The sequence below is a fragment of the Pseudomonas sp. PS02290 genome, from assembly GCF_029960075.1.
Classification (GTDB): Bacteria; Pseudomonadota; Gammaproteobacteria; order Pseudomonadales; family Pseudomonadaceae; genus Aquipseudomonas.
The window spans coordinates 168,718-182,945 of record NZ_JASCOY010000004.1; the positions used below are offsets into that span (position 1 = coordinate 168,718).

At 50.1% G+C, this 14,228-nt stretch carries 12 protein-coding genes; 4 read left to right on the plus strand and 8 right to left on the minus strand.

Annotation, left to right across the window (positions count from 1 at the left end; genetic code table 11):
- Positions 1-25: 25 nt before the first annotated feature.
- The 4 genes from QMX88_RS04345 to QMX88_RS04360 all read right to left on the minus strand — a co-directional run bounded on the left by QMX88_RS04345 (position 26) and on the right by QMX88_RS04360 (position 4,830).
- Positions 26-1,675, minus strand: a complete 1,650-nt coding sequence (locus tag QMX88_RS04345) for a conjugal transfer protein TraN (RefSeq protein ID WP_282366686.1) — start codon at positions 1,673-1,675, stop codon at positions 26-28.
- Complete coding sequence (locus QMX88_RS04350; protein WP_282366688.1) at positions 1,650-2,837, minus strand: hypothetical protein; 1,188 nt, start codon at positions 2,835-2,837, stop codon at positions 1,650-1,652. The genes QMX88_RS04345 and QMX88_RS04350 overlap by 26 nt, the downstream gene beginning before the upstream one ends.
- Complete coding sequence (locus QMX88_RS04355) at positions 2,834-3,256, minus strand: hypothetical protein (protein ID WP_230691871.1); 423 nt, start codon at positions 3,254-3,256, stop codon at positions 2,834-2,836. Before QMX88_RS04355 ends, QMX88_RS04350 begins: the two co-directional genes overlap by 4 nt.
- 608 nt (positions 3,257-3,864) lie before the next feature.
- Complete coding sequence (locus QMX88_RS04360; RefSeq protein ID WP_282366690.1) at positions 3,865-4,830, minus strand: tetratricopeptide repeat protein; 966 nt, start codon at positions 4,828-4,830, stop codon at positions 3,865-3,867.
- A gap of 48 nt (positions 4,831-4,878) precedes the next feature.
- On the opposite strand from QMX88_RS04360, the gene QMX88_RS04365 reads away from it, so the two are divergent.
- Genes QMX88_RS04365 through QMX88_RS04380 form a run of 4 tightly spaced genes read left to right on the plus strand, consistent with a single transcriptional unit; the run spans position 4,879 to position 7,757 of the window.
- Positions 4,879-5,307 carry a lytic transglycosylase domain-containing protein gene (locus tag QMX88_RS04365; RefSeq protein WP_230691869.1) on the plus strand — a complete coding sequence of 143 codons (429 nt, stop codon included), beginning with the start codon at positions 4,879-4,881 and terminating at the stop codon, positions 5,305-5,307.
- Entirely contained in the window at positions 5,304-5,570 is a 267-nt protein-coding gene (locus tag QMX88_RS04370) for a hypothetical protein (protein ID WP_230691868.1), read from the plus strand. The genes QMX88_RS04365 and QMX88_RS04370 overlap by 4 nt, the downstream gene beginning before the upstream one ends.
- A 20-nt stretch (positions 5,571-5,590) precedes the next feature.
- Positions 5,591-7,231: a GspE/PulE family protein gene (locus tag QMX88_RS04375; protein WP_282366693.1), complete on the plus strand. Its 1,641-nt coding sequence runs from the start codon at positions 5,591-5,593 to the stop codon at positions 7,229-7,231.
- Entirely contained in the window at positions 7,131-7,757 is a 627-nt protein-coding gene (locus QMX88_RS04380; protein WP_230691866.1) for a thioredoxin domain-containing protein, read from the plus strand. Before QMX88_RS04375 ends, QMX88_RS04380 begins: the two co-directional genes overlap by 101 nt.
- Before the next feature lie 101 nt (positions 7,758-7,858).
- Here the strand turns inward: QMX88_RS04380 and QMX88_RS04385 are convergent, their stop codons facing one another.
- From QMX88_RS04385 to QMX88_RS04400, 4 genes are all read right to left on the minus strand, one after another.
- On the minus strand, positions 7,859-11,449 hold the full coding sequence (locus tag QMX88_RS04385) for a conjugal transfer protein TraG N-terminal domain-containing protein (protein ID WP_282366696.1): 3,591 nt from the start codon (positions 11,447-11,449) through the stop codon (positions 7,859-7,861).
- Between the two features lie 15 nt (positions 11,450-11,464).
- Positions 11,465-12,922 carry a conjugal transfer protein TraH gene (locus QMX88_RS04390; RefSeq protein ID WP_230691865.1) on the minus strand — a complete coding sequence of 486 codons (1,458 nt, stop codon included), beginning with the start codon at positions 12,920-12,922 and terminating at the stop codon, positions 11,465-11,467.
- Positions 12,912-13,868, minus strand: coding sequence for a conjugal transfer protein TraF (traF, locus tag QMX88_RS04395; protein ID WP_230691864.1), 957 nt, complete (start codon positions 13,866-13,868; stop codon positions 12,912-12,914). Before traF ends, QMX88_RS04390 begins: the two co-directional genes overlap by 11 nt.
- A 49-nt stretch (positions 13,869-13,917) precedes the next feature.
- On the minus strand, positions 13,918-14,228 hold a 311-nt coding region (locus QMX88_RS04400), incomplete at its 5' end, for a S26 family signal peptidase (protein ID WP_282366700.1).

Below are 14,228 nucleotides of genomic sequence, written 5' to 3' on the forward strand. Positions count from 1 at the left end.
TCAATGAGGCGTTTGGAAGGCTAACTCAGTTTGATTTTTTACCATCCATCATCTTGGTGACATCGCTCTGTAGTTTATCAACGCTTGGCAGCACCGTGGCGGCCATAATATCTGCTGTGAACTCAGAAAGATCTAGTTTTGAGAAGTCAACCCTTTGGAACTCGTCAACGGTGAAGCCGCCGCAACTTGGTTTCTCCGGGGTGCCCCAGCCCTTGCCGATTTGGGGTTTGCCTTGCTCATTAATAATCTTCGCAAGTTTCGAGTTGTAGCAGCAATAAGACTCCGTAGTTTCAAGGCAAGCTCCCATCGTCTTTTTAGAGCAGTAGCTGCCTACGAAATGGCAAAGGTTTGCCCCTCGGTGCATGCCGAGTTTTTGCTCCTCAGGTTCACAAGATCGCAATTCCATAACTACCTGAATAGCTACCGCAATGGCGAAACTGTAAGGGTCGAAATAAAATCCGCCTCCAAGACCATAAACAGGGCCGCCGAGCAAACCAGTTGCCGGTACTGCGCCGAATGTGTAGGTCAAACCATAAATCCCGATTTGAAAGTCCGCCCCTGCTGCGTGCTCCAAACCAAAAGCCTTTGAACCACTTTGAATCCAAGCTGAGTTATCGTAAGCGAAATCGTACATGTATTTAGCGCCATATTGCACTGCGCCCATCCCTACTGCACCAGCGACGGTCCCCATGATAGAGCTATTGTTTTGGGCGCCACCGCTCTTCACGCAGCAGTTTTTAATCCCTCCATAGCCTTTCGCACAGCTTTCCGCCACACCATCAAAAAGGTTTCCGTTTGAACCATAGATGCCAGCTTCCCTTGCTGCTTCTTGTGCAGCTACAGCTTTAGCAAAATCAGTGTCGCTTGGGTAGCCCGTGTCCCAGCAAACGCCCTGGTAGCATGAAGTTTTGGTGCTGCAATCCTCTGTAGTAGTTGTAGTGCCTTTCTGAGTAATGCAGCTATAAGTTACTTGCTTCATTACGCAACCAATTGGATCGGTGCTTTCGAGACACTGTTCTTCAATTTTTTTACAGCCCTTGTCAATAAATTGCTGACAGTCGTTCTGTTTGTTAGGATTAATGCATGAGTAATCATCTTTATATTTCCAGCATGATTTATACACTGGCAGCCCATTGATAACTCGGGTTTCGGCAGGCTCTACGCAAGTATGAGCGGCTAAATAACACAATGGATTTTTAGCTTGCGGCTCGCACTGAGATTGATCGAGCTCGTCTTTAATGATTGTGTATGTGCCGTCAAGCTTCACAGTGTTAGTAGGAGTAGGTGTCGCTGGGTTGTCGCAACGATATGTTCGCTGCTCTGTCAGGCAAACTCCATTCCATGATGTTGCAACGCATGAAGTGGATGTTTGCCAGCAACCGGCAACCTTAGAGATGGCTTCGCAATAGTTGACTGAGTCAGGTTTCAAACATTCATATTGAGACCGAAATCTCCAGCATGCCTTGTAAATCATATTGCCAGCGATATTCCGGGTCTCAGCGCCTTCGATGCAGCTTTGAGATATCACTCTGCAATCGCCGGCAGCAGCATGAGCAGAAAGCACTATGCAGAACAGTGACACTACGAGCATCAAGAAATATCGGAGTTGTGAATGCTTTGATGAGTGTTGCACAAAATTTATCATTTCATTACAACCTTTGCTGGTAGCTTTCACATTGATTGGTCCACGTTTCAACGCATGGAGGTGGGCAGAGTTGGTGTGCAGTAATGTATACCTTTCCGTATCCTGGGCCTTTACCGTTCAAAACGTTCACAGTTATGACGTTTTGACCTTCTCGAAGGTAGGGTTTTAAGTCAGCGTTTACGGCTGTGAGCAAGTTTCCACCGATTTCTGCTTGATAATGGTCGCCTGGGTTAGGACCCCACCGAGCGTGCGGAGGAGAATAGTTAAAATCTTGTACTAGCCTATCTGCCGAAGGATTCCATCCACTAAAGATTCGTGCATGAACGCCGACGAAGTGACCATTCACAGAAACACCAACGTAGTTGTCTGAGTGGATAGAGTTAATGAAGAAGTCTGTTACGCGGTCGAGGCCTTCGATCGTGAAATTGAAGTCGGCAGATGTAATATTGTTAATTGCAGTAACGTCATTGATAATCGTAAGGTCGTCACCGACAAGTTTATATGTGTAGCTGCCGTTACTTAAACTGGCTGATCCGGTTTTGATGCCACCACCAGAGCAACCAGCAACAGGAGGTTGACATGCTACTGTAAGCCATGCGTCACATGAGACTTGCTCAAGGCGATTTTTTGTAATATTGCATTGAAAGTTTGCTTTAGCATCTACATTTACAACTTGGCCCATTGAGCAAGACTTCATCTCAGATAGGTTGTACTCGTTACATACCTCTGTAGAATAAATGTCTGGCGTAGTAGTCGTCTTGGTTCCGCAAGCCTCGGTTGCCGATCCACCGTTTGCGTTATTAATCGTTTCGCCGATACCGCTAATGATGGGATCTTTAGGGTCAAGAGGAAATTTCACTCTTTGCTCTGGGTTTTTGGCCAAAAAGTTTACTGCGTCGCACTCTTGGTTCGCTATCTGATCAGGTCCGTGAGCCTCTGTTTTACAAGTGTTAATACGAGAGACACCCACCCCGAACAGATCCGAAGATCCAAAATTTTGAGACTGTGGTGGTTTGTTGGTGTAATGAGGCATAGTCTGGGCGTTGGAGTTACTGACCTTTGATGACAACTTATTCAAGTTGTTTTTCCCAAGCTCCAGTCCATCCGAATGTGGGTCGGCATGGACTTGGCACAAGGACAGGGAGAGGGCAACTGCGGTTACGGTTGAAATTAATTTCCAAGTCGGTTTCATTGCCCAGGTACCTTGTTTATTTTTACTTCGGGCTGAGGAGCTTTGGACCAGTCAACCGATTCGGCTGGAGGCATACCGTCCGTGCAAAGATTCATCCCCCAGCCAACCTCAAGGGGGCCTGTACCACCCTCCTTCTTAGGGACCTTTGCCTGTGTCATCGTCACCCCCAACCGAGCGCATTCTGGCTGCTTGAAGCGGCTCAACACTTTTGCCACCACGCGAATCGGTTCGCTTGAACCTGTTTTTTTCTTCCAGGCGTCGGCCTGTTCGCCTGTAAGTTCTGCGGATGCCTGACCCTGCTTTATCGCCGCAAATAGAATTTCCTTCGCCTGATCAGCTTTTGCTGTGGCAGAAATACAAACGATCGTTGCGAAAAGGCCGGCGGCCAAGAGGCGTTGGAAAGGGATTTGCTTGGGCATGAAGACTCCTGGAATATAGCTATACATAACGCGTACGTATACTACACGCGTGTATCTTACCAAATCTATCAGTATCGTTTTTGCGGGGTGGTTGTGTTAGATAATTGGATTTGCCATTGGGTGCTTAGCGATCCGGTACGCTATGTGGCGCCGTCCGTTCTCATCGCTTCGCTTCTCTTGATCGAGCGACGCCGATGGCTGCCGGTCAAGGCATTGCATTTCTCGGGTGTTGTTGCTCATGAAACCCTCCACTTTCTGGTTGGGCTTGTGACCTTGGCTCGTCCAACATCCTTCTCTTTGATCCCCCGGGCGGAGGGTGGGAGGTTGATCCTAGGCTCAGTCGGATTTGTGAGCCTGAACTGGTTGAATGCCTGGCTCACTGCAACGGCGCCTCTGCTCGCCTTACCTATCATTTTCGGTTTGGCTGCATGGCGGTTGAATGCTGGTCCCAAGCTTGTCCAGTATTGGGATTTGCTGGTTTGGCTGTCTTTTGCCCCCCACTGGCTGCATTGTTGGCCATCCCGTGCTGATTGGAAATTGGTGCTTATTTCCTGGCCTCTAGCCGCCCTTCTCGGATTTAGCTTCGTTCTGTGGACCTGTTCGCGAGGTTAATCCGACCGATTCGCTTGCAGAATGGTAGCTTCGTAATTTGGCCTTATCATGCTGTCATGGGAGGCAAGCCAGTTGGTTGCGAAATGCCGCGATTCATTTTCTTCTTTGGGGGTCAGACCAAACGCCCCCAAACCTCCTGCATTCAAGCCTGCTTTATTTCGGTTGAGACCTGCGTATATCAACCACCATGAGGCAGCCATCTTCAAGTTTTGATCCATCCCCTGACCATTTCTGTACATAGCCGACAGTATTGCTGGAGCATTAGGCTCGCTAGCTTGCGCTGCCTTAGAAAGCCAGCCGAAGGCTTCCGAAAACTGCTGTCGCTCATAGGAAATTCTACCAAGAAGGTAATAGGCAGTAACATTTCCTCTGTTTGCGCCTTCGTTTGCCCACTTCCATGCCTGATCCTGGTCGCCTCGTTTAAGGTGATACATGGACAGTCTAACGGCCGCCAGATCGACGCCCGCATTTTTAACTGCGTCCTCGAACATCTGCATGGCCTCCCCTTCGTTTTTAACCACGCCGCGGCCTAGTAGCGTCAGGACACCCAGGTTGTACCTGGCAAGCGGAAAGCTTGCACTCGCTGCGGAAAAGTATGCAGCTGCCGCTGAGCTGTCTTGGCGCACACCTTCCCCCCGATCGAGCAGATAGCCGACGATATTTTGTGCTCTACCGTTACCGGCTTTGGCAAGCTCAAAGATCTTTGGGAGGGCCTGCTTGTCTCCATTTTTCCAGGCCGCCCATGCGCGTAGGACCTCGCCACCTCCGCGTGCATTCGATAGCAGACCCTTCATGGCGCTGGAGATATCGGAGCCGATATCTGTGGTCGGTTGCACGGATTCGAAGTATTCAGAAGCTGAAGATGAACTGCCGGTGTCGGCCGGTTCTGTTGCCGTTGCAAAGGGGCATGCGAGGACCATAGGGATCGCCCAGAATGCTGCCCATCGATTCCTTGATAACATGTATTGATACACCTTGTTTATTGGTACGCGTAATGTATTCTTTGCGGCATGAAAAAACTATACCTCTTGGCATTGCTTGCTGCCTTGGTGATCGCGCCAGTCAGCGCTGGTGCGACCTGCTTCGCTGAGGCGGCTGCACGCTACAAAATCAGCGAAAAACTGCTTCGCTGCATCAGGGCTACGGAGAATCCCTCCGGAAAGCCCGACGTCGTTAATACATCCAACTCTGATGGATCAAGGGACATTGGATACATGCAGATCAATTCTTGGTGGCTTCCAAAACTGACGACCTATGGAATTGGTGAGGAGCAACTGAAGAATTCCTGCATTAGCGTTAACGTCGCAGCGTGGATACTTGCAAATAATATTGTGATGTATGGTCCTACCTGGAAAGCCGTAGGTGCATATAACAGCCCTCACGTCAAAAGTCAGCGTATATATATAGAAAAAGTTATGAAAAATGGATGCTCGATATGAAGCAGATGTTAAGTGGTTTTTTTTCGTTAATGTTAGCGGGGTGGATTCTTTACACCATTGCACCCGAATCCCCCTGTGAGCGGGTTGAAAGGGGGGCGTTGCCTGTTCGTATCGCTTTTGAAGGGGTGAGGTGGGCGGGACGGTACTACCTCAGTACCGAAACTCGAATTGATCTTCTTTCATGGAGCCTGGACGCTGATGCGGCAACTCAGAGTTTCATTGCGCGCTTATTTTATGGCCCAACACTGAACTGTAAAGCCTAGTCTGGCGTAAGGAGGTTAGAATGACGAATGAACCACCATTGTTCATCTGGAGTGGCCAGCACGATAAAGCTGGTGCTGATTATTTGAATAAACTTTTTAAAACGGCGGCACAAATAAAATCGCCGGATATACATATGCACTGGGTTAACAACCATGTTGTGATCAAGATGCGAATTGATGGACAGATGAAACTCGTTGAAACAGTCGATTCTGCTGTGGGGCGGATGCTTGATGACAAAATACGCGCTCGTGCCAGCATGGACCTTTCGCAGCGTCATGCACCAATCGATGGACGGATGTCACTGCGCTATCCGGAATGTGTGATTGATGTCCGGGTGAGCGTTCTTCCGAGCCAGGGAGGACAAAAAATCGTTTGTCGTTTACTTGACCAGTCGAATGCCAGCATGTCGATGGATCACATTCACATGCCGATGCTTGTGAAGCACCATTTTTTAGAAATGCTCAAAGAACCTCAGGGCATCATTTTGGTAACTGGTCCGACCGGTTCAGGTAAAACCACAACTTTGTATGCCGCTCTTAATGAACTCAATGATGGGACGTTGAACATCACCACCCTTGAGAACCCTGTCGAGTACGTCATCCCGGATTTTGTCCAAGTCAACGTTACGCCTTTTATCACCTTCGCCAAGGGGCTTCGGTCACTTCTTCGGCAAGATCCTGATGTGATCTTGGTTGGCGAAATTCGCGATGCTGAGACAGCAGAGATTGCAATGCAGGCTGCGAACACGGGTCACCTTGTGTTGGCTACATTGCACACAAACAACGCTGCGCAGGCCATTCCAAGGCTCATTGATTTGGGGGTCGACCGCCAGACATTGGCATCCTCTCTGTTGGGAGTTATTGCTCAGCGCCTGGCTCAAACGTTGAAAACCGATGTTCAGCATGAATGGACCGAAGTAACGGACTTTGAGACTCACTGGCTGAAGTCCAACGGCTTGCCGCTTATCAATGGGAAAGTGCCTCGAGCGACGGGTAAAGAATCGTTCTCTGGCAAGCGACCGATTATCGAAATGATCAAATCGGATAAACATGTGCGTGCTGCAATTCTTAGCGGCGGTGGCGAAATGGAGATTCTCAACGCTGCTATACGTCAGCCCCAATTCGACACCTTAGGACAAGCCGGGATTCGAATGGTATCTGCTGGAGTCACCACTCTGGAGCTCGTGCAGCGACTAATCAAGGATGACTCGGTGGCTCCTTCTGTCCGACGAATAGGTGATGTTTTGCTCGAGCAAGGGTTGATCAGCTTCTCCGATGCGAATAAGGCTGCTGAGATTCAATTGACCCTGATGCTTGAGGGTAAGGTCCGAAAGATCGGGCAAATTCTGGTCGATCAAGGTTTGGTTTCACAGGATCAAGTCGTCAAAGCGATGGGCTACACAGAGGGCGCTGTAGATTTTCTATATGTACTCGCGTCGCGAAGGGTTCTGCCATACCGAATGGTCCAGTCGGCAGTTCAAATCTGGCGCAGTGAGCGTCATCAGGAATCACTTTTTGATTTGGTCATTGAGCAAGAGCTCATCACAAAGGAAAAATTGGATGAAGAAGTTTATCGCTCGGATGGCCGTGGTTACGACGCTGCTGACGCCACTTTACTCGATAGCTCAGGAGCAAGTGCAGGCGCCATCGCTGCCGTATAGGGAGGTGACTTTGCAAAGTAAGGACGCTCGAAAGGTTCTCGTGTTCTTTTCGTTCAGCTGCCCTGTGTGTGCGTCGTATGACCAGCTGCTGACGCGGTGGTCGCAAACTATGCCATCGGGCTGGAGCGCCGAGTTCATTCCAGTAGCTGTACCTGACAAAGGAAACTACATGGCTGCACGGGCCTTCTACGCAGTTCAGGATGCCGATCCTGCTCGCCTACCGGCATTTATGTCAGCAGCTTACGCTCAGATCCACGAGGGAGGGATGGAAATGGAAAATCCTCAAACATGGGCGAAGGCCGTGGCTGCGGCGAAGGTTCAAGGATTTGAGAAAGCATGGGCAAACATTACGCCAGATCGACTTGAGAGTGCGTTTGCTAAGCTGTTGACTTACGGAGTAGATGCCACGCCATCCATGGCGATTGGGGGGCGGTACGTGATCACGCCGGATGACGTTCAGGGCGATAACAACATGTACATCCAGCTTGCAAACGGCATGGTGAGCAAGGTCATCCAGAATCGTTGACGGTAGCTGCTGACACCGATCCAATTCTCAATCAGGTTTACACCTGTTCAATCCAAAAAAAAGCCCTGCAATCGATGCAGGGCTTTTTTCTGCCTCCTTGATTATCGCGAACCGCGGACACCCGGACCAGAGTCCTTGGTATCTGCACTACTTCCTGGTACAGCCGCAGAGCTGCCGGCGTCATCATCCGGAGCAGAATTATAATTTACGTGTGGACCAATGCGTTGCCCATCATTGGAGCCGAACTGGGGGCCCGTGTCAGGCCCTGTCGCCCCCATAAGGCCATCACCGAATGCGCTGTCGCTAGAACCTCCCCCTACTGTTCGCAAATCCCCGGAGTGCCCGCCAAGTGGACTCAACGGATCAGAGTGGACTGGCTGTGCCATAGGCATCATCAGCGGTTGCGAGATGTCATGATTGGACTCTTGACGCATCGAATGCACTGCGGAACCTGGTTCCATCTGAGCGTCCAAGGCTCCGCCGGATTCTCTGTGGGAATCAGCCAGGTGGTCAGCAGCTATCATAAAGCCCGGCTCAACAGATGTTTTGGCAGCTAGGTTGGTAGCACTGCGCGCTTCACGGCCAGCGACTGATAGGGCCTTGCCTGCTGCTTCTGCTGCCTCCCCTGCCTCCTTGACATGTTCCGCGTTTACCACGCGAGTTGCCTGTCCTTGTGAGCGAAGTAATGCTGGGATCTCATGCCCGGCGGCATTAACCGCTCTACCTGCATGAGCGACCTCGACACCCGCTTCTGCGGCTCGCAATGCTTGCTCTGCCTTGTAAGCACCTGCTCCGGCTCTTGCGAACATGGCGCCACGTGCCGCTGCCCCACCCCAGCCCAATCCTGGGATAGCGAACGTCGCAAGGTTTGCTGCAATAGCTGCATTGGGATTTTCAGCCTCCCATTGCTGTTCTTTGGTGCCGACCGCTGTCGCGGTATTGACTATTGGTGTAGAGGACATAGTGTTAGTCATGTCCTCGACAGAGATCGAAGTGCTACCATTTTCTACTCTGCGTTTGCCGTCGCGGATTTTCTCCTGGCCCTGCAACATCCCGCCGGGCAGTTGTGAGTTGGCGAATGTTTCTCGGAGCCCGCCGTTGTCCCACGGGTCGAGACCTCGCGAAAGACTATCGAGGGTTTGCTGCTGAGGTGCGCCTGTTGGCCCAACCTGATCAGCGCTTACACCCGGAACGTTAGTGGAAGGCATACCGATGTCAGCATTGGCGACATTGCCACCAGGATTGTTTGACACCTGCATGGCACGATTTCCGACGCCTTGCGCACGTTCGGCATTGCCGTCGGAAGGGCCACTAATTGACCCACTTTGCATGGCTGAAACAACACCGGCGAATGCGGTGTTATCCACCGACCGCAAGGCCCAAAGTTGGGCTGCCTCGCGCTTACCTTCCATACCGATAGAACGCTGGCCGTAACGAGTTTCGAGTTCTGGGAATTTCTTGTTGAAAGCGTCGCGTTGTGAGTCTGTCAGGTTCGAAATTGCGGAATTGAGCGCCTGCATTGCTTCGGGGGAACGGAGTAGGTTACCCCCTGTAGTGTCCTCGCTGATCTGGGCGCCCGCACTCACACTGGATTCTGCGGTAGTTGCTTTTTGGAAACGTTGGAAAGACGACTGGGTATCGGCACTGGTCGAACTGAGCCGGCGACTCAAGCCATTTTCTGTTGCTGCTTCTTTGCCAGTAGACTGAGCAAACGCTGAGGAGGCTGCTGCTTTCCACCCTTTCATATCGCTTTCGTTTTTTGAAAGTTCGGTACCAAACTCAGAGTTTATTTTCGTTGCCTGGTCCTTCGATAGCTCTTTGCCGGTGGCGGACGCGACGCCTGCTTTGACACCACCGAAAATCCCGCTGAAGCCTACTTCAGCGTTGAAGTTTTGTTTGAAAGACTCCCGCTGACTTCCCGTCATGCCAAGAGAATCGGCGATTTTGTCGCCCATTTTCATGGCTTGTTGAGTCATTGCGGAGTGAGACTGTTCCAACGACTGCATTTGTGAGTTTGACCAGCTGTTTCCTGATTTGTAGGACATGACCTGGCGCATACTGGCTTCCATAGCGGATGCCGATTCGGAGCGCTTGGTGTGATCCTCGCCCAAGGCGCTTTGTGTCGAGGTCCCAAGCGTCTGTTTAAGTTCTGCCTTGTTCCAGGTCGCATCTGCCTGCGCCAAACCAGACTTTTGCGAGCCCTTGTATTCGGCACCGTATTGATTGCGCGATGAGACATCAACGTGAGCACCGTTTTTCAAAATGTCAGGGGATTGAAGCTTCTCATCGTTGTGATCGCGGCCAGACCAGCGGCTCGCCAGGGATACCATCCCGTAACCAGTAACCCCGAGCATGGCTGCAGAAATCAATGGGGTGGCAGCGAGCATGTCCGACGCAATACCAAGCCGTGTTGCCAGAACGTCGTAGTAGACGGCTTGAAGATTGCTTGGGACCAGGCCCTTCTCAGTGAACTGAGCCATCTTATCGGCGACGTCATTCTGAATATACATCTGAATAACCGCCGAAAATGGAAGCCAAGAAGACGTCCAAATACCGAATCCAAGGTATTTGACATATGCCATCAGGGCGCCGGCGCCTTTAAATAAGCCGTAGATGATTACTATCGGCGCAAATCCGAAGAACAAAAGTTGCAGGAAGATCATGGTCGGCATCATTAGCTTGGCGAAGAAACTGCCAGATGCGACCGCGTCAGAACGGAACTGCTCATCTTGCTGGGTCAAAGAAACCATGCAGAGGTTAAAGCTATTCTGGTCCTGAACACTATCGAGGCAATTATAGGTGCCCCAAACCGAGTTAAAGAACAGTGCATTTGTCATGAACTGATCAGAGCTTTGGGCTGCCGACCATAAAGTAGGAACAAGATTGGTAATTGCTTCTTCTATGTTTGCCTGCGTATAGGCCCCCCCCATCGGGTTTTTATCCTTCATACCGGCATTGACCAGCTTCTTAAGGTTGGCGCTTGCGGGAAATGCTGCAACTACAGCATTGATCTTGGCGCTGGCATCCTGACACGCCATGGATTTGCCTAAAGAGTTCAGATTGTCCCAGTAAGTTGTGAGTCCGTTTGGTCGGGCAAAAGATAAGGCATAATTGACCATGTCCGGGCTGGCCTGAAAGTCATTCATGTTAAAGGTGGTGGATCCTGGGACACAATCAATCATGAACTGTTTAAGACTAGCCACCAGATAAGGATCAACGTTCTCTACACCTTTACGCAATGTCATGAGAAGTTTCATTGGTGTAATGAAACCATTTTGACTCACACCCATATAGCTACCGCTTGTACTTTGGAAAGCGGTATTAATCTTCTCGAACATGCTGTAGGAAGCGGTAGTAAACAAACTGGCCGGAGCAGTGATGATCAGTGGAACATGATCAACCTTCGCAACGTTTCCCGTGTAAATATCTTGAATGGTTACTGATGTCTGAATCGAACAGCACGCGACCACCATACCAAACCCGAATAGACCACCAATAGGTCCATTTGCTGGAATGAACTGCTCTCCCCCGCCCTTCTGGATCATAAACATAATGCCGGAAATCAAAGCGACAAAGCCACCAACCAAATACACACCGGTCATGAATCCGGTAGATTTGAATATCATTGCCACGCCGTTAATCGTGGAGTAGAACGTACTCACATCGCCCAGTACGTAGATCGAAAAATCCATATCCAGCTACCTTTGTTAAATGCGACCGGGTTTGACGAACACAGCCGGGTTGCTAGAAAGGATGATCTTCACAAGTTCCTTTGCGGCAACAATTTTCGGTTGCAACTTTTCATGCTCGGCTCTGATTTCAGCTAATTCCAGAGTAAGTTTTCGTATGTTAGGGTCAACAAAATCGGGCTTCATACCCCGAACACCATTAAAAGACTGATTTGCTGCATAAATAGCAGCTTCACCATATTTAACAGCGAGTTCGTTTGCGATAAGGGGTGCAAGTTGCTCAGCAATTGACTGAATCGCACCTGGAGACTGTTGTACTTGTTTTATGAGCGCCAGGACTGGCGTTTGAATGGCATTAATAAAACCTATCTGAGCTGCCGTAAACCCGCACGATCCGGCCTGGCAATAGGTCAGCTTGCCTACGATAGAGTCGGACGTGGTGCCGTTCGTAGGGCCCTGAGGGTAACCAAAAAGCATTTTATTAGTATAGCCAAGTGTCCCATCGAAACTCAGAGCGCTGTTCGGGTCTATAGAAGTACACTTGTTGCGATCATAGCCATTGTTGCAATGGAGAATTTTCAGCGGGGTACTGTTGCCGTTGGACCCATTCTTAAAGTTCATCAGAGTCAATGTAGGGCTGAAAATTTGTCCGACCTTCACTTTTGGCGAGCCGTCAGGGTTGTTTCCTCCTCCGCTATCAGGGCTTGTCATGATGACTGCGCCGATCATACTCATCACTATTTCGTTTGCGCGATTAGCGTTGGCTTCCCCTGTATCAGGGTTGCCCAGGTACTGGCCTGCGCTCGTGTCAGTCAGAGCTTTCCAAACAGGGTTGCCGCACTCTTCGCAGCTCCCGTCGTTGGTTGATTTATCGTTGTTCGTGTTTGGGGAGCTGAACAAATCGGTGAAACCTGAGAACAGGTCAGAGAAGGCCCCTTTGGCTGTCTGCGCCGCAGTCGAAGCGGTGTCGGCCATTTCCTTTCGGGCAGAGGGATCGGTAAAGGATTTGACGATTGAGTTTGCCACCGCGCAGGTGTTCTTCATCATCTGATTGAGGGCTTGCAGTTTATTCTGGAAGTCCTGCATCAACTTTCCTAGTGCCGGGTTAATGGCGTCAATAGCAGCTTTAAACGCCACTCCGACAGCGTTGGCTGCGATTTGACGAAACAGCGCTACCAACTGATCAGCGTTGATGAAGGAGAAAGATCCGCCGAAAAGGTCGATTCCGCCGCAACCAGCTGACAACCTCGGAGGGTCAAAGGCCACCAAGTTGATGTTTCGTACCGGGCTGCGTAATGCAGCACCACCGGCTACGAATCCACCTCGACTCTGACTTGCAAAGCCGCCAGGTGCGGTGCTGTTAGACATGAACATACCGTCAAGAGCATCTTGCAACCCAGCCGACGCAGGGAGCGATCCGGTAATCATGACCGTAGTCACTAATCCCGCAATAAAGCGCTTAAATTTACTGTGCATGATTGCTATCTCCTTCATAACGCCCTTGCAGTTTATTTTTCAGGTACTGAACCCATTGTTTCGGATCATCGCTAGCGCCCTGCTTCGTATCTTCGTTCGTTAAGACGCCACGATCATAAGTATGGATCTTCAACGCGATATCTTTTGGGAGCAGATCGTTACTATCCGCTGCTGCAATAATTCGTTCAGCAAGCTGATCTTGCGCCATCATTCCTTGCGATACGATGAAGTAGTTATTTGGTGGTACGACTAGAACAGTTGTTGGGGTGATGCGCAGATTAAGAATGCTAGCTTGTCCACTATTTGGAACAAATTCAGGAACATTTGGTAGTGTCTTGCCATCCATTGAGATAAACTTGGTTACAAACCCATACTGCTTGGCAATCTCTTGCACAGTGTTGACTTGGGGTTGGCAGAAACTGCATTTCGAATCGAAAAAAACCCACAACCCACCAACTTTCGCAACATGCTTGAGGGCGTCTGATATTCCTGCTTGAGCGTTTCGCAGAAAGAATGGCTTTGTGTATGTTGCGATAGGAACTCGATTGTTTTCATCGAGAAACGGATCTGCCGCTACAACACGAGTGGTCATTTCCGCATAGCGCTGGGATTTATCCATGGCCACGCGTTGGGCGTACATGTACGCCTCAACGTTTTCTTTCGAGGGATTATCGATAGCCGCATCCAGTAATTTCGGCATGTTTTCACGTAGCCAAGAGACGGAAAATGGCTCCTGTTGATCCTTTGCCTGCGGTTTTTTTGCTGTATCCGCAGGCTTTAGAGGGGCAATAATTACCGGCGGTGGGGGAGGAAGTTCTTTGGGATCCTTGTAAAAGAACCAGCCTTCTGACTTCCGCTCAATGAATCGAGTTGGTTCTTCGCTCGCCTGAACGTTGACGTTGGCGAAGATCACAGCTCCCAGCACAACGGCCATCCTGAGTTTCATTGTTCAGATCCTTTACGCGTATGCATACGCACTGCAAAGAGCTTGATCATCAGATGATTGGCCCTACCCTGCCGATAATTAATTTCTGATCCAGGAATCCCCAGTACCTTCCGTCGTAGCTACGCGGCTCAGTGCCGATAACTAAAACTTTACCTGGAGGCACAACTTCAGTCCGATCGAAGTCACCGGTTTTTTTTCCAAGTTTATCTATCAGATCAAGTTCGCCGATCAGACGACCCCCGATGAATGCAATATTGCCTTTTACTACAAGCTTGTCGCCGGGCAAGCCCGCGATCATTTTGCCTACAGTTTTTCCATCAAAGTGAGGCCCCATTAGGCCGGCTGAAGGAACAAATGCCA

Excerpts from the sequence above, each read along its gene's own strand:
- QMX88_RS04350 (WP_282366688.1), bottom strand. The coding sequence starts at position 2,837 with ATGAAACCGACTTGGAAATTAATTTCAACCGTAACCGCAGTTGCCCTC.
- QMX88_RS04355 (WP_230691871.1), bottom strand. The coding sequence starts at position 3,256 with ATGCCCAAGCAAATCCCTTTCCAACGCCTCTTGGCCGCCGGCCTTTTC.
- QMX88_RS04360 (WP_282366690.1), bottom strand. The coding sequence starts at position 4,830 with ATGTTATCAAGGAATCGATGGGCAGCATTCTGGGCGATCCCTATGGTC.
- QMX88_RS04365 (WP_230691869.1), top strand. The coding sequence starts at position 4,879 with ATGAAAAAACTATACCTCTTGGCATTGCTTGCTGCCTTGGTGATCGCG.
- QMX88_RS04370 (WP_230691868.1), top strand. The coding sequence starts at position 5,304 with ATGAAGCAGATGTTAAGTGGTTTTTTTTCGTTAATGTTAGCGGGGTGG.
- QMX88_RS04375 (WP_282366693.1), top strand. The coding sequence starts at position 5,591 with ATGACGAATGAACCACCATTGTTCATCTGGAGTGGCCAGCACGATAAA.
- QMX88_RS04380 (WP_230691866.1), top strand. The coding sequence starts at position 7,131 with ATGAAGAAGTTTATCGCTCGGATGGCCGTGGTTACGACGCTGCTGACG.
- QMX88_RS04385 (WP_282366696.1), bottom strand. The coding sequence starts at position 11,449 with ATGGATTTTTCGATCTACGTACTGGGCGATGTGAGTACGTTCTACTCC.
- QMX88_RS04390 (WP_230691865.1), bottom strand. The coding sequence starts at position 12,922 with ATGCACAGTAAATTTAAGCGCTTTATTGCGGGATTAGTGACTACGGTC.
- traF (WP_230691864.1), bottom strand. The coding sequence starts at position 13,868 with ATGAAACTCAGGATGGCCGTTGTGCTGGGAGCTGTGATCTTCGCCAAC.